The organism is Geobacillus lituanicus (assembly GCF_050994965.1).
GTDB classification, from domain to species: domain Bacteria; phylum Bacillota; class Bacilli; order Bacillales; family Anoxybacillaceae; genus Geobacillus; species Geobacillus stearothermophilus.
Genome location: NZ_CP194773.1, coordinates 2633221 through 2646954, shown reverse-complemented (window position 1 = coordinate 2646954; position 13734 = coordinate 2633221). Strand labels below are relative to the sequence as shown.

General features: G+C 54.8%; 15 protein-coding genes. 12 read left to right on the top strand and 3 right to left on the bottom strand.

What is annotated here, in order from left to right; translation table 11 throughout:
- Genes ACR1UW_RS13570 through ACR1UW_RS13555 form a run of 4 tightly spaced genes read left to right on the top strand, consistent with a single transcriptional unit; the run spans position 1 to position 2231 of the window.
- The gene (locus ACR1UW_RS13570; RefSeq protein WP_047818731.1) at positions 1–651 is read left to right on the top strand and encodes a nicotinate-nucleotide adenylyltransferase; all 651 of its coding nucleotides are present in this window, start codon (positions 1–3) and stop codon (positions 649–651) included.
- Positions 560–1138 (top strand): bis(5'-nucleosyl)-tetraphosphatase (symmetrical) YqeK, encoded by a 579-nt coding sequence (gene yqeK, locus ACR1UW_RS13565; protein ID WP_033011967.1) that lies wholly within the window; start codon positions 560–562, stop codon positions 1136–1138. The genes ACR1UW_RS13570 and yqeK overlap by 92 nt, the downstream gene beginning before the upstream one ends.
- Complete coding sequence (gene rsfS / locus ACR1UW_RS13560; protein ID WP_033014722.1) at positions 1135–1491, top strand: ribosome silencing factor; 357 nt, start codon at positions 1135–1137, stop codon at positions 1489–1491. The genes yqeK and rsfS overlap by 4 nt, the downstream gene beginning before the upstream one ends.
- Positions 1488–2231 (top strand): class I SAM-dependent DNA methyltransferase, encoded by a 744-nt coding sequence (locus ACR1UW_RS13555; RefSeq protein ID WP_498933705.1) that lies wholly within the window; start codon positions 1488–1490, stop codon positions 2229–2231. Before rsfS ends, ACR1UW_RS13555 begins: the two co-directional genes overlap by 4 nt.
- 279 nt (positions 2232–2510) lie before the next feature.
- On the opposite strand, the gene comER is transcribed toward ACR1UW_RS13555, so the two are convergent.
- Entirely contained in the window at positions 2511–3329 is an 819-nt protein-coding gene (gene comER, locus ACR1UW_RS13550; protein WP_289668569.1) for a late competence protein ComER, read from the bottom strand.
- Between the two features lie 102 nt (positions 3330–3431).
- On the opposite strand from comER, the gene ACR1UW_RS13545 reads away from it, so the two are divergent.
- The 3 genes from ACR1UW_RS13545 to ACR1UW_RS13535 all read left to right on the top strand — a co-directional run bounded on the left by ACR1UW_RS13545 (position 3432) and on the right by ACR1UW_RS13535 (position 6898).
- Entirely contained in the window at positions 3432–4055 is a 624-nt protein-coding gene (locus ACR1UW_RS13545) for a helix-hairpin-helix domain-containing protein (RefSeq protein WP_033011974.1), read from the top strand.
- 129 nt (positions 4056–4184) lie between these two features.
- The gene (locus ACR1UW_RS13540; protein ID WP_033009609.1) at positions 4185–4652 is read left to right on the top strand and encodes a ComE operon protein 2; all 468 of its coding nucleotides are present in this window, start codon (positions 4185–4187) and stop codon (positions 4650–4652) included.
- A complete protein-coding gene (locus ACR1UW_RS13535; RefSeq protein ID WP_498933702.1) occupies positions 4649–6898 on the top strand; it encodes a DNA internalization-related competence protein ComEC/Rec2 in 2250 nt (749 codons plus the stop codon). Before ACR1UW_RS13540 ends, ACR1UW_RS13535 begins: the two co-directional genes overlap by 4 nt.
- A gap of 70 nt (positions 6899–6968) precedes the next feature.
- Here ACR1UW_RS13535 and ACR1UW_RS13530 read toward each other — a convergent pair whose 3' ends face one another.
- Positions 6969–7103, bottom strand: a complete 135-nt coding sequence (locus ACR1UW_RS13530) for a YqzM family protein (RefSeq protein ID WP_011231993.1) — start codon at positions 7101–7103, stop codon at positions 6969–6971.
- Positions 7104–7387: 284 nt separating this feature from the next.
- Here ACR1UW_RS13530 and holA point away from each other — a divergent pair, with 284 nt between their 5' ends.
- Positions 7388–8425: a DNA polymerase III subunit delta gene (holA, locus tag ACR1UW_RS13525; protein WP_044743129.1), complete on the top strand. Its 1038-nt coding sequence runs from the start codon at positions 7388–7390 to the stop codon at positions 8423–8425.
- 105 nt (positions 8426–8530) lie between these two features.
- Here the strand turns inward: holA and rpsT are convergent, their stop codons facing one another.
- Positions 8531–8800 (bottom strand): 30S ribosomal protein S20, encoded by a 270-nt coding sequence (gene rpsT / locus ACR1UW_RS13520; protein WP_033009618.1) that lies wholly within the window; start codon positions 8798–8800, stop codon positions 8531–8533.
- Positions 8801–8972: 172 nt separating this feature from the next.
- Here rpsT and gpr point away from each other — a divergent pair, with 172 nt between their 5' ends.
- The 4 genes from gpr to lepA all read left to right on the top strand — a co-directional run bounded on the left by gpr (position 8973) and on the right by lepA (position 13693).
- Positions 8973–10091 (top strand): GPR endopeptidase, encoded by a 1119-nt coding sequence (gene gpr / locus ACR1UW_RS13515; RefSeq protein ID WP_033009621.1) that lies wholly within the window; start codon positions 8973–8975, stop codon positions 10089–10091.
- Between the two features lie 74 nt (positions 10092–10165).
- Entirely contained in the window at positions 10166–11365 is a 1200-nt protein-coding gene (spoIIP, locus tag ACR1UW_RS13510) for a stage II sporulation protein P (protein ID WP_498933698.1), read from the top strand.
- A gap of 15 nt (positions 11366–11380) precedes the next feature.
- Complete coding sequence (locus ACR1UW_RS13505) at positions 11381–11719, top strand: DUF3679 domain-containing protein (RefSeq protein ID WP_033009625.1); 339 nt, start codon at positions 11381–11383, stop codon at positions 11717–11719.
- Positions 11720–11863: 144 nt separating this feature from the next.
- Positions 11864–13693 carry a translation elongation factor 4 gene (lepA, locus tag ACR1UW_RS13500; RefSeq protein WP_033009627.1) on the top strand — a complete coding sequence of 610 codons (1830 nt, stop codon included), beginning with the start codon at positions 11864–11866 and terminating at the stop codon, positions 13691–13693.
- Positions 13694–13734: the final 41 nt, after the last annotated feature.

The window sequence follows — 13734 nt, the reverse complement described above, 5'->3', positions numbered from 1 at the left end:
ATGGGAAAAATCGGGATTCTCGGCGGAACGTTCGATCCGCCCCATTACGGCCATTTGATTATGGCGAATGAAGTGCTTGACGCCCTTGAGTTGTCACAAATTTGGTTTCTGCCCAACCGCATTCCTCCCCATAAGCAGCACGAACAAGTGACGAAAAGCGAGGATCGGCTCCGCATGCTCGAGTTGGCGGTGGCCGGTCATCCATGCTTTCATGTTGAGACGATCGAGCTTGAACGGGAGGGGCCTTCCTATACGTACGATACGGTCCGGCAGCTCGTCGCCATGCATCCGGATGATGAGTTTTATTTCATTATCGGGGCGGATATGGTCGAATATTTGCCGAACTGGCACCGCATTGACGAGCTGATTAAGCTTGTGACGTTTGTCGGGGTGAAGCGCCCCGGTTATTCCATGGAAACGCCATACCCGGTCGTCGAGGTGGAGGTGCCGCAGTTTGCCGTCTCTTCGTCGCTTATCCGCCAGCGGGTGCAAAACGGGCAGACGATCCGCTACCTCGTGCCGGAAGGTGTGAGACTTTATATTGAGGAGAAGGGATTATATGGAGCGAGAACAGGCGTTGCTGATTGTGAAACAACAGTTGACGGAGCAGCGCTACGAGCATACGCTTGGCGTTGTCGAAACGGCCGTTAAGCTAGCCAACCAGTATGGCGCCGACGTCAAAAAAGCGGAATTGGCCGCCATTTTCCATGACTATGCGAAATTCCGCCCGGTTGAAGAAATGAAACAAATCATTTTGGCGCACAATATGCCCAACGACTTGCTTGCGTACAACAGTGAATTGTGGCATGCGCCCGTCGGCGCCTATTTGGTGCAGACGGAAGTCGGCATTGACGATCCAGACGTGCTGGATGCCATTCGCTACCATACATCGGGAAGAGCTAGGATGACGCTGCTTGAAAAAATTATTTATTTGGCTGACTATATCGAACCGGGGAGGAAGTTTCCCGGCGTTGAGGAAGTAAGGCGCCTCGCCGAGGAAGATCTCGATCGCGCGCTGTTGCAGGCGGTGAAAAATACGATTGCGTTTTTGCTTGAGAAGCGCCAGCTCATTTATCCAGATACGATTCATGCGTACAATTCACTCGTGAGTGAAGTGAAGGGGGAAGCAAAACAGTGACGGAACAAGAGGCGTTGCAGCTTATCGTTCGCGCCGCGGATGATAAAAAGGCGGAAAACATTGTCGTGCTCAATATGAAAGGCATTTCGCCCGTTGCCGATTATTTTGTCATTTGCCATGGCAATTCGGACAAACAAGTGCAGGCCATCGCCCGCGAAATTCAAGACCAAGCGGAAGAGCACGGCTTAGCGGTGAAGCGGGTTGAAGGATTCCAGGAGGCGAAATGGGTGCTTGTGGACCTCGGCGACATCGTCGCCCACGTGTTTGCGAAAGACGAGCGCGACTATTACAATCTCGAACGGCTTTGGGGGGACGCCCCGATGGAAGACGTCGCGGCTGTGCTGCAGCCATGACCTATGCTCGTTTCGCCGATTGGTACGATGCGCTCATGGCCGAGGCGCCGTATGATGCGTGGCAATCATTTGTCGAGCGGGTTTTCGCCCGATACGCCAAACGGCCGGGACGGCGGGTTGTCGACATCGGCTGCGGGACGGGAGAGCTTGCCATCCGCCTTGCCAAGGCCGGATGGCAAGTATCCGGCGTGGATCTCTCTGAACATATGCTCGCCGTCGCCCAGGCGAAAGCCGAAGCGGCGGGAGTGGAGGTGCCGTTTTTCGAACAAAACATGGCGGAGCTCGACGGGTTTTCTGATCTCGATGGCGCCTTCCTGTTTTGCGATGCTCTCAACTATTTAACGGATGAAGAGGATGTGAAGCGGACGTTCGCCGCCGTCTCCCACGCGCTCGGTCCTGAAGGGCTGCTGCTGTTTGACGTCCACTCGGTTTACAAAATGGACGTCCTGTTCCGCGACGCCGTGTTTGCGGACCAGGATGACGACCTCAGCTACATTTGGACGTGCCATCCGCTTGACTGGCCGCACAGCGTCGGGCACGAACTGACGTTTTTCGCCCGCCGCGGCGATCTTTACGAGCGCTATGACGAATGGCACGAACAGCGCACGTTCGAGCGCGCTGTCTATGAGCAATGGCTCGATTCCGCCGGCTTTGAGGTGCTTGAAGTGACCGCCGATTTCACCGATGCGCCTCCGACCGAGACGTCCGAACGGTGGTTTTTTGTGGCGCGGAGGCGGTGAGGGCGAGATCGACAAAAACGAAGGCGCTGTTGCCAGCGAAGCATTGGAGACATGGTTGAACACTGCGCCAAATAGGATGAAAAGAAGGAAAGAGCCGGATGGCTCTTTTTTTTATGCGCATGTATAGCCAGCGCTGTGATCGACGCGATTCGACTGCTGTGCAATTGAAAAAGATGTGTGAGTTAGAAGGATTATGCACCCGGCTATTAAGCCGGGTGAGGATTGAAACAAATTTGGTCAGGCCAAGCAGGAATTTGCCGCTTGCTGTCGAATTCATGTTCACGAAAATTGTTGCTTCACCTTTTCCACATCTTCTTGAAACTTCTCATGTGTTTTCGCCAGCACTTCTTCGAAGACGCCGTCGAGCCGCTGTTCGAGGACGGCGATTCCTTCCCCGGTGATTCCGCCTTTGACGCACACTTTTTCCTGCAGCGTCGGGAGCGTGTACAAGTTTTGCTTCAACAATTCCGCGAAGCCGATGATCATGTCGGTCGCCAGCATCGTCGCCTGTTCTTTCGTGATGGCGGTTTTGGCCGCTGCGGCGTCGATGAAGCGTTGCAGCAAATAGCTGAAAAACGCCGGACCGCAGCTGGAGATGTCGGAAGCGACGCGGGTGATGGCCTCATCGATATACACCGGCGAGGCGATGCGCCGGAGAAGATCATCGATCGTTTGCCGGCAGTCGGCCGAACAGCGTGATCCGATTGTGATGAGTATGCTGCCGGAGAGCGCGCGGTTTGTGATGCTCGGAATGGCGCGCACGACTTGGCAAGGGACGGCTGTTTCAAGCTGTTTTACGCTGATCGGGCTTGTGATCGACACAAGGCAATGCTCCTTTGTCCAGTGCGGGGCCAGCTGCTGCAACAATGGGTGGATGTCGAGCGGTTTGACGCATAAAAAAACGAGACTGGATTGTTTGACGACTTCAGCCGCATCGGCAACCACTGCCATGCCGGGATGCGCGCGTTGTATCGCGAACGCTTTCGCAAGCGTACGGTTCGTGATGACGAGCTGATCCGCTTTCACGGCGCCGGAGTCGAGGAACGCTTCGATTAAGATGGTGCCCATATTCCCCGTGCCGATGACGCCGATGTTCATGTGTTGTCCCCCCTCCCGGTTTTGGTTCACCGGAACTCTCTTTTTTGATATGTATGAGAAAAAGGCTCGGTTTATGACTTGAGATGGAAAGGATGGGATCGTATGTGGGAGCATGTGCAGGAGCTTGGCAAACGGTATGGAAAAGTAGGGATGTTCTTGTTGTTTGCCGCGGCGGCGGGGTTATGGGTGTTTCATCATCCGACGGATGAAAAGGGGCAAGTCGTCTTGCCGGCGGCGGCTGAAACGGATGCCGCCCGGACGGAAGAAAAAAAGAACGAGGCGTCAAAAACCGCTGTGGTGGATGTGAAAGGGGCGGTCGCGAACCCCGGAGTGTATGAGGTGGCGGCGGACGCTCGCGTTCGCGATGTCATCGTCCTAGCCGGCGGATTAGCGGATGAGGCGGATGAAACGAAAGTCAATTTGGCAGCAAAAGTGCACGATGAAATGATGATTTACGTGCCGAAAAAAGGCGAGGCCGCACCGGCGTCAAATGCCGTCGGCAAGTCTCCAAGCGATGGGGATCGAAACGGGATGCAAGTGGCCATCAATACGGCGACGGAAGAGGAGTTGATGCAGCTTCCCGGCATCGGACCGGCGAAGGCAAACGCGATCATCGCCTATCGTGAAGAACACGGGCCGTTTCGGCGGGTGGAGGATTTGTTGAATGTGACTGGAATTGGTGAAAAAACGCTGGAGAAATTGAAGCCGTATTTGCTTGTTCCGTAAGCGAGGCGGGGGAGGGCAATGCTTCTTAATTTATGGCGGATCAAGGCTGCTGTGGACGTTTTTCGGCGTTGACGGGGGCAGGAGGCAGTGGGTAGACTAAAAGCATGGACACGAGCGGAGGGATGGAAAATGGAACGCATCACATGGGATCAATACTTTATGGCGCAAAGCCATTTGCTTGCGCTGCGCAGCACGTGCACGAGGCTCGCCGTCGGAGCGACGATCGTGCGCGATAAGCGCATCATCGCCGGCGGGTACAACGGGTCGATCGCCGGCGGCGCCCATTGCATTGATGAGGGGTGCTACGTCATTGACGGTCATTGTGTGCGGACGATTCACGCCGAAATGAACGCGATTTTGCAATGCGCCAAGTTCGGCGTCCCGACCGAGGGGGCGGAGATGTATGTCACTCATTTTCCGTGCTTGCATTGCTGCAAGGCGATCATTCAAAGCGGCATCCGCGCGGTCTATTACGCCCAAGACTACAAAAACCACCCGTACGCCTTGGAGCTGTTTGCTCAAGCTGGCGTCCGTCTCGTGCAAGTGCCGCTGAAAATGGATGTGTTCGCCTTGCTTTCCGGCGGCGGGGAATCATGAAAGGACAAGCCGTCTATCCCGCTGCGGCGGCGCTTTTGGCCGTCGCGGCGGCCTCGCCGTCCCCAACCGCCTGTCTTCTCCTCGTTGTGTATCTCCTTCTTCTTTTCATCCGCCGGCCGCACTGTTTCCTTCCTTCTCTCGTTGCCGCTCTCTCCTTTTTTGCCTATTTTCTCATCGTTGACTATCATAACAACACTTCCCTTTCCGGCGGCCGTCATTCGCTTTCCGTTCGTTTTTCCGCCGCGCCGGCAATTGACGGTGATCGATTGCAGGCGGCGGTGCAAGCTGGCAAGGAGCGGGTGCAGCTCCGTTACATCATTCGGACGGCTGCGGAAAAAGAGACGCTGCAAGCGCACCTGGTGCCTGGAACGGTATGCCGCGTCACCGGAACGCTTGAGCGCCCGATGCCAGCTGGCAATCCGTATGCGTTTGATTACCGCCTTTATTTGCGCCGCCACCGCATTCATTGGCTCTTTCTCCCTGAGGCGATCGATCTCTCTGCTTGCATGCGCGTCCGTCCCACTATCATCGAACGTCTTGAAGCCATTCGCGAGGCTGGCGTCCGCCGCATTGAAGCCCGGTTTCCGCCGGAAGCGGCTGGCATCGCCGCTGCACTGATTTATGGGGAGCAGCGCACCCTTGATGAGTCGGTCCTTGAAGGGTATCAGCAGCTCGGTCTCATCCATCTGCTAGCCATTTCAGGAGGGCATGTCACGCTGCTGATTGGCGCTGGTTTTGCCGGTGCGATTCGCTTCGTGACGAGGGAAGCCGTGCTGGTAGGGCTGTTGGCGTTTTTGCCTGTGTACGCCGTTCTCGCTGGCGCTTCGCCGTCGGTGCTGCGCGCTTGTGCGACTGGGATGATGGTGTTGGCCGTTCAGTGGAAAAAAGGAAGGATCCATCCGCTGGATGCGTTGAGTTGGACAACGCTTGCCTTGCTCGTCTTTGATCCCTATATGGTTTGGGATGTCGGTTTTCAGCTGTCGTTTCTTGTCACGTTTGCTCTTCTTGCCCATGTGTCGGTGCTCGCCTCTGCTCGTTCGATGCTCCAAAACTTGCTTCAGACCGCGCTCGCCGCTCAGCTTGCCGCACTGCCGATTTTGCTTTACCATTTTTATGAAATTTCTGTTTGGAGCATAGGGCTGAATGTCTTCTTCGTCCCTTGGTATTCATTTGTCATTTTGCCACTCGCGTTTCTATCTGCAGTTTTTCCCTTTTCTCCATTCATTTGGCTGTTTAGCCGTCTCATTGAGCTGACAGACGCGGTTGTCTATTTTTTCGCGGCCGATCACCCGTTTATGCTTGTGCTCGGCCGTCCGGGGCCGTGGTGCTTAGCTGGCTATCTGACGGCCATCACGGCGGCGTTTTTGGATTGGGAACGCGGCCGCCTGATCCGCGGATTGACAGCGGTGGCGGCGGCGACGGCGCTTCAGCTGGCCGCCCCATACGTGGATCCGCACGGGGAAGTGACGGTATTGGATGTTGGGCAGGGGGACTGTATTTATATTGAGCTTCCTTATCGAAAAGCAGTTTATCTCATTGACACGGGCGGGGCGGCAGAATGGGGAAAGGAATCGTGGCGCAGGCGGGCTCACCCGTTTTCCGTCGGCCGCGATGTCGTCGTCCCGTTTTTAAAAGCGCAAGGGGTGCGAACGATCGATAAGCTCATATTGACGCACGATGATGCCGACCATATCGGGTCCGCTCCTGAGGTGTTCGAAGCGGTCAAGGTGAAGGAAATGGTCACAAGCCCAGGGGCGCTGCCGCGCGTCCAAAAGATGGCGCGCCCGTTTTCCGGGCCGGTTAAAATCGCTGTGCGGGGAGAAAGATGGACAGAGGGAGGCGTGCAGTTCATTGTGCTCCACCCAGAAAAAGGCAACAACGAGGACAACAACGGCTCGCTTGTGTTGCTCGCCCGTCTCGGCGGCTTGATATGGCTGTTTGCTGGGGACATCGAAGAAGAGGCGGAACAGGCGCTCATCGATGCTTATCCGACGCTGCGTGCCGATGTATTGAAAGTCGCCCACCACGGCAGCAAAACGTCGACAACAGAGCCGTTTTTGCGGACAATCAAGCCGCGAGCGGCCATCATTTCCGTCGGCCGCTACAATCGCTACGGGCATCCGTCCTCCGAGGTGCTTATGCGGCTTAGGCAACAGCGGGCGATCGTTTGGCGGACGGATGAAAACGGAGCCATTCGCTATGTGTATGGCGAAAACGGTGGAACCTTTCAGGTGATGAAACCATAAGATGTAGTGCACAAAAAAACGGAACGTTTCAGCCAAGACAAAAAATAAGGATTGCTTGTGCAAGCAATCCTTACCGGCCGAAAAATTCGATCAGCGTGGCGATGATGAACATGGTGGCGAAAAAGCCGAACGACACAATGAAGCCGACGGCGGAATCGACGGCGTCATTTCGTTGACTTTGCACTTCTTTTTCAAATACGTTCATCGCTTTCCCCCTCCTCTGCACAATCATTTTTAGTATAGACGAAAATGATGAAAAAATCTACCGCCGCCCGCTTGTTTTCCTTCCTTGACAACAGTTGACACAAATACTTTCAAACGGCTGGGAAAACATAAAAATAACCCGCTGGCTGATAAGGTCCTAGGACTTGTCGGCTGGCGTTTATATAAAGGGGAACCGGTTTTCCCGACGGCCGGTTCCCTTGTAAAATGGCGAAAAACGGTGTATCTTTCTAGAAGAGACTTTCGCTTGGAAATGGAGAAGGGAACATGTTGGAACGTGTATGGGGAAACATGGAAAAACGGCGGTTTTCTCCGCTTTATTTATTATATGGCAGCGAGCCGTTTTTATTAACGGAAACGTATGACCGCCTCGTCAAGGCGGCTCTTAGCGAGGAGGAGCGCGAGTGGAATCTGGCCGTGTACGACTGCGAGGAAACGCCGGTGCAGGCGGCGCTTGAGGAGGCGGAGACAGTGCCGTTTTTCGGCGAACGGCGCGTCATTTTGGTGAAGAATCCATATTTTTTTACGGCGGAAAAGGACAAAGAGATCGAGCACGATTTGGCTAAGCTGGAGAACTATTTCAGGGCGCCGGCGCCGTTCTCGATCGTCGTCTTTTTGGCGCCGTATGACAAGCTCGATGAGCGGAAAAGAATTACCAAGCTCGCCAAGGAGCAGTGCGAAGTTGTGGCCGCCGCCCCGCTTCAGGAAGCGGAGCTGCGCGCTTGGGTGCGCCGCCGGTTGGAAAGCCAAGGAGCATCGGTGGCCGAGGAAGCCATTGAGCTGCTTTTGCAGCGGGCCGGAACGCGGTTGTCCGCGCTGGCGAACGAAATCGACAAGCTCGCTTTGTTTGCCGGACCGGGCGGAGTGGTGGATGAGGCGGCCGTCGAGCAGCTTGTCGCTCGCACGCCGGAAGAAAACGTCTTTGCGCTTGTCGAACAAGTGGCGAGGCGCGATATCCCGGGAGCATTGCAGACGTTTTACGATTTGCTTGAACATAATGAGGAGCCGATCAAAATTTTGGCGTTGCTTGCAAGCCATTTCCGCCTGTTGGCGCAAGTGAAATGGCTCGCCCAAACAGGTTATGGGCAGACGCAAATCGCTTCGGCCCTCAACGTGCATCCGTTCCGCGTCAAGCTCGCCCTTGCCCAAGCCGCCCGCTTTTCCGATGCGGAGCTGACGGAAGCGATCACCGAGCTGGCCGCCGCTGATTATGACGTAAAAAGCGGAGCCATGGACCGCCGGTTGGCCGTTGAGCTGTTGTTGATGCGTTGGGGCGCTCGCCCGGGGCGGAAAAGCCAGCGATAAAAAGCATGCGCCGTTGGCTTTTTTGCCGTCTGCTTCGCCTGCATGGCGGCGCCACAAAGAAAAAAGAGGGGACAAAAAAACGACCTGGCGCCAGGTCGTTTTTCATTAGGAAGCTTGAATGCTGTTCAATTTTTTCGCTAAGCGCGATTTTTGCCGGCTGGCGGCATTTTTATGGATAAGGCCTTTGCTCGCGGCTTTGTCTAATTTTTTCGACGCGACAATGAACGCTTCTTGCGCTTTTTCCACGTCTTTCAATTCAACGAGCGCTTCAAATTTTTTGATGGCCGTGCGCATGGCCGATTTCATCGAGGCGTTGTGGGCCCGACGTTTTTCGCTCGTTTTCGCGCGTTTGATCGCCGATTTAATGTTCGCCACGTCCGTTCACCTCCGTTATCGTTCCGATTTTTGCTCTGAACAAGAACAAGTGTTATTCTATCAAACGTGTTTTGATTATGCAAGAGTGTTCAAGCAAAAATCCTTTACGAAATATGAATGACGGCGCTTCATTGCGGCGACAATAAAAGAAAACGGCACAAGGAGGAACGACATGAAACAGCCGCTCGATTTGCGCATGTATTCGGTGCGCACCGACTTGGCGATCGAGGCGCATGAAATTGCGGTCGAGGAGCGTTTGCAACAAAAAAAGGAAGGCGCCTCCCCGATTGAGGGGGTCATCATCCGCGACCAAGAGATCGATGGCGTCAAGCTGTCGCACGTGCACGTCACGGAACAAGGAGCGGCATCGATCGGCAAAAAGCCGGGCCATTATGTGACGATTGAGGCGCAAGGCATCCGTGAACAAAATACGGAATTGCAGCAAAAAGTGCAGCGTATTTTTTCGGAACAACTGAGCGCCTTTTTACAACGGCTCCGCATTCCCGAGCAAGCGAGCTGCCTAATTGTCGGGCTTGGCAACCAAAACGTCACGCCGGATGCGCTTGGGCCGCTGACGGTGGAAAACGTGCTTGTCACCCGTCATCTGTTTCAATTGCAGCCGGAAAGTGTTGAGGAAGGATTTCGCCCGGTGAGCGCCCTCGCTCCAGGGGTGATGGGAACGACCGGCATTGAGACGAGCGATATTATTGATGGCGTCGTCCGGAAAACGAAGCCGGATTTTGTCATCGTCATCGATGCGCTGGCCGCCCGTTCAATCGAACGGGTCAACGCGACGATCCAAATTTCCGACACCGGCATCCACCCCGGCTCGGGCGTTGGCAACAAGCGGAAAGAATTGAGCTACGAGACGCTCGGAATCCCGGTCATCTCGATCGGCGTCCCGACGGTCGTCGATGCCGTTTCGATCACAAGCGATACGATCGATTTCATTTTAAAGCATTTCGGCCGCGAAATGCGCGAAAGCCAGCGGCCGTCAAGCGCGCTGGCTCCGGCCGGCTGGGCGTTCGGGCGCAAAAAGAAGCTGACGGAGCAAGATATGCCGTCGCCAACCGAACGGTCGACGTTTCTCGGCATGGTCGGCACGCTTGGTGATGAAGAAAAGCGGCGTCTGATTTACGAAGTGCTCGCCCCGCTCGGTCATAACTTAATGGTGACGCCAAAAGAGGTCGATTCGTTCATCGGCGATATGGCGAACTTACTGGCCGGCGGCTTGAACGCGGCGCTGCACCGGCAGGTTGACCAAGGCAACGTCGGCTCTTACACCCACTAGACAAAAAACGGTTCTATCTTTCCCGGCTTGGCCATACGTTAAAGTGAGGAGACAAGCCGGGAAAGGGTGGGAATATGAAACGATGGCGCTCCCCCAACGTCGTGATCGCCGTTCCAGGAGCCAGCTTAAAAAAACTGTTTATGCTCATCATCCTTGGATGCATGATGATGTTTATGCTCGTCGGAGCGCTTACGTCGCTGCGGCCCGAATACCGTCCGTCGTCATCATCGCTGAACGATATGGCCGCCCATTTTCCGGAAGAGATGTTCATTCGCCTGTTTGGGCTCGAAAACCGGTATTTTCTCCAAATGCTTCCAAAAGAGCGGCAACAGACGAACTATTCATCGCTGTTGTTCCGCTTGGCGACAAGCATCAACCCCGACGATCCGCGCAGCTTGCTCGGCAGCGAGCTGCCGGGCTTTGCCTTGTATGACAGCAAAATTTTAATCGCCGGAGAAGGGACCGACTACACGAACATCCCGTATGAGTCGGCGCCGCCGCTGGAAGTGATGCTTGCCGAGCGGCAGGCGTCAGTCGAGGAGCTTGAGCAAGCCGAGCAAACCCAAGACGAAAAAGCGCTCCCGCCCCCGAAGCAAACGACGCAAGGCCGAAAAGTCGTCTATATTTACCATACACATACGCGCGAGTCGTATTTGCCGGCTTTAAAAGGCGTGACCGATCCAAATTTGGCGTTTCATCGGAGCGTGAATGTGACCAAAGTCGGGGAGAAATTGATGGAAGAATTGGAGAAGAGGGGCATCGGCGCGCAAGTGAACAAAACCGACATCGAAGCGGAGCTGTTGAAAAAAGGAATGACATACGCACAGGCGTATAACATGTCGCGGCAGACGGTCGTGGCAGCGATGAAGCAAAACCGTGACTTGCAATATTTTATTGACATTCACCGCGATGCGCATCGCCGGAAGTATACGACCACGACGATCAACGGTGTTGATTACGCGCGCGTGGCGTTTATCGTCGGCGGTGAGAACGCGGAATACGAAAAAAACTTGCAGCTGGCGACCGAGCTGCACCATTTGCTGCAGAAGAAATACCCGGGGTTGAGCCGCGGGGTCATTAAGAAGCAAGGAGTAGGAACCGATGGGAAATTTAACCAAGATTTATCCAGGAACGCCATTTTAGTGGAGTTTGGCGGCGTCGACAATACGTTCGCCGAGCTGTTCCGTTCGGCTGCGGCCTTTGCCGATGTGTTCAGCGAGTATTATTGGCAGGCGGAAAAAGTCGAGGCGCCGGCTCCGGCGGAGAAAAAGTAAAAAGGGGCATCGCATATGGCAAGATGGTTCATCCGGTTTAGCGCAGCGCTTTTCCTCTTGTTTTTTGGCGTGCTGCTCGGCATGCAGCAGGCGCACCGCGGCATTGAGAAGATGCGCGGCTATGCGGATCCGTCGCTTCCCGCCGTCATTGATCTCGAGAAAAACGGAAACGGGGAGATTGAGGCAGCCGTGTTCGGGCAGACAGTGGCGGCGGGCGATTTGCAGAAAAAACAAGAAGTGGTTCGGGAACTGAAAACGTTCAACCTCTTTTCTGAACTCGGCCGGCGGCTGGCCGATGGCGCAACCGCGCTTGTGGAAACGTTGCTGTCATTCGCTGGGCGGGCCGTCGACTAAATCGGTCCGCCGCTTTCGGCGCGGCGCCGGCAGACGATTCACCGCCTCGTATGGGCGGCTTTTTTGTTTGTCATTGAATCTTCTCTCCTCTGTTGCTATAATCAAAGCTAGTGTAGTTTTGCGAAAAAGCAGGAGTGAGAGACGATGAACCGGGAAGAACGGTTGAAACGGCAGGAACGGATTCGCAACTTTTCCATTATCGCTCACATTGACCACGGAAAATCGACGCTTGCGGACCGCATTTTGGAAAAAACAGGCGCGCTGTCGGAGCGCGAGTTGCGCGAGCAGACGTTGGACATGATGGATCTTGAGCGCGAGCGCGGCATTACGATCAAATTGAATGCGGTCCAGTTGACATACAAAGCGAAAAATGGCGAGGAGTATATTTTCCATTTGATCGATACGCCGGGCCATGTCGATTTTACGTACGAAGTGTCGCGCAGCTTGGCGGCCTGCGAGGGAGCGATTTTGGTCGTCGATGCGGCGCAAGGCATCGAAGCGCAGACGCTTGCAAATGTGTATTTAGCGATCGATAACAACTTGGAAATTTTGCCTGTTATTAACAAAATTGATTTGCCAAGCGCCGAACCGGAGCGCGTCCGCCAAGAAATCGAGGACGTCATCGGCCTCGATGCGTCTGAAGCCGTGCTCGCTTCAGCGAAAGTCGGCATCGGCATTGAAGAAATCTTGGAACAAATCGTGGAGAAAATTCCCGCTCCGTCGGGCGATCCAGACGCGCCGCTGAAAGCGCTCATTTTCGACTCGCTTTACGACCCGTACCGCGGCGTTGTCGCGTATGTCCGCATTGTCGACGGGACGGTGAAGCCGGGCCAGCGCATTAAAATGATGTCGACCGGCAAAGAATTTGAAGTGACCGAAGTCGGCGTCTTTACGCCGAAACAAAAAATCGTCGACGAGCTCACGGTCGGCGATGTCGGCTATTTGACAGCGTCCATTAAAAATGTCAAAGATACGCGTGTCGGCGATACGATCACCGACGCCGAACGGCCGGCCGCCGAGCCGCTCCCCGGCTACCGGAAGCTCAACCCGATGGTGTTTTGCGGCATGTATCCGATCGATACGGCGCGCTACAATGACTTGCGCGAGGCGCTCGAGAAGCTGCAATTGAACGATGCGGCGCTCCACTTTGAGCCGGAAACGTCGCAGGCGCTTGGGTTCGGCTTCCGCTGTGGGTTTCTCGGCTTGCTGCATATGGAAATCATTCAAGAGCGGATTGAGCGCGAGTTTCATATCGACTTAATTACGACGGCTCCGAGCGTCGTCTACAAAGTTCATTTGACCGATGGCACCGAAGTTTCGGTCGACAATCCGACGAACATGCCGGATCCACAGAAAATCGACCGCATCGAAGAGCCGTATGTGAAGGCGACGATCATGGTGCCGAACGACTACGTCGGGCCGGTCATGGAGCTGTGCCAAGGAAAGCGCGGCACGTTCGTTGATATGCAATATTTGGACGAAAAGCGGGTCATGCTGATTTATGACATTCCGCTGTCGGAAATCGTGTACGACTTTTTTGACGCCTTAAAGTCGAACACGAAAGGGTACGCGTCATTCGACTATGAGTTGATCGGCTATCGGCCGTCCAATCTTGTCAAAATGGACATTTTGTTGAATGGCGAAAAAATTGACGCTTTGTCGTTTATCGTCCATCGCGAGGCGGCGTACGAACGCGGCAAAGTGATCGTGGAAAAACTGAAAGACTTAATTCCGCGCCAGCAGTTTGAGGTGCCGGTGCAAGCCGCCATCGGCAACAAAATCATCGCCCGCTCGACGATCAAGGCGCTGCGCAAAAACGTGCTCGCCAAATGTTACGGCGGCGACGTGTCACGGAAGCGGAAGCTGCTCGAGAAGCAAAAGGAAGGAAAAAAACGGATGAAACAAATCGGCTCGGTCGAAGTGCCGCAAGAAGCGTTTATGGCTGTCTTGAAAATCGACGACCAGAAAAAATGACGGGCAAGGCTGTCTCCTTCGGGGATGGCCTTGTTTGTTTA

What these genes read in the sequence shown, in the direction of transcription:
- ACR1UW_RS13570 (WP_047818731.1), top strand. Translation starts at nt 1, where the DNA reads ATGGGAAAAATCGGGATTCTCGGCGGAACGTTCGATCCGCCCCATTAC.
- yqeK (WP_033011967.1), top strand. Translation starts at nt 560, where the DNA reads ATGGAGCGAGAACAGGCGTTGCTGATTGTGAAACAACAGTTGACGGAG.
- ACR1UW_RS13555 (WP_498933705.1), top strand. Translation starts at nt 1,488, where the DNA reads ATGACCTATGCTCGTTTCGCCGATTGGTACGATGCGCTCATGGCCGAG.
- comER (WP_289668569.1), bottom strand. Translation starts at nt 3,329, where the DNA reads ATGAACATCGGCGTCATCGGCACGGGGAATATGGGCACCATCTTAATC.
- ACR1UW_RS13545 (WP_033011974.1), top strand. Translation starts at nt 3,432, where the DNA reads ATGTGGGAGCATGTGCAGGAGCTTGGCAAACGGTATGGAAAAGTAGGG.
- ACR1UW_RS13540 (WP_033009609.1), top strand. Translation starts at nt 4,185, where the DNA reads ATGGAACGCATCACATGGGATCAATACTTTATGGCGCAAAGCCATTTG.
- ACR1UW_RS13535 (WP_498933702.1), top strand. Translation starts at nt 4,649, where the DNA reads ATGAAAGGACAAGCCGTCTATCCCGCTGCGGCGGCGCTTTTGGCCGTC.
- ACR1UW_RS13530 (WP_011231993.1), bottom strand. Translation starts at nt 7,103, where the DNA reads ATGAACGTATTTGAAAAAGAAGTGCAAAGTCAACGAAATGACGCCGTC.
- holA (WP_044743129.1), top strand. Translation starts at nt 7,388, where the DNA reads ATGTTGGAACGTGTATGGGGAAACATGGAAAAACGGCGGTTTTCTCCG.
- gpr (WP_033009621.1), top strand. Translation starts at nt 8,973, where the DNA reads ATGAAACAGCCGCTCGATTTGCGCATGTATTCGGTGCGCACCGACTTG.
- spoIIP (WP_498933698.1), top strand. Translation starts at nt 10,166, where the DNA reads ATGAAACGATGGCGCTCCCCCAACGTCGTGATCGCCGTTCCAGGAGCC.
- ACR1UW_RS13505 (WP_033009625.1), top strand. Translation starts at nt 11,381, where the DNA reads ATGGCAAGATGGTTCATCCGGTTTAGCGCAGCGCTTTTCCTCTTGTTT.
- lepA (WP_033009627.1), top strand. Translation starts at nt 11,864, where the DNA reads ATGAACCGGGAAGAACGGTTGAAACGGCAGGAACGGATTCGCAACTTT.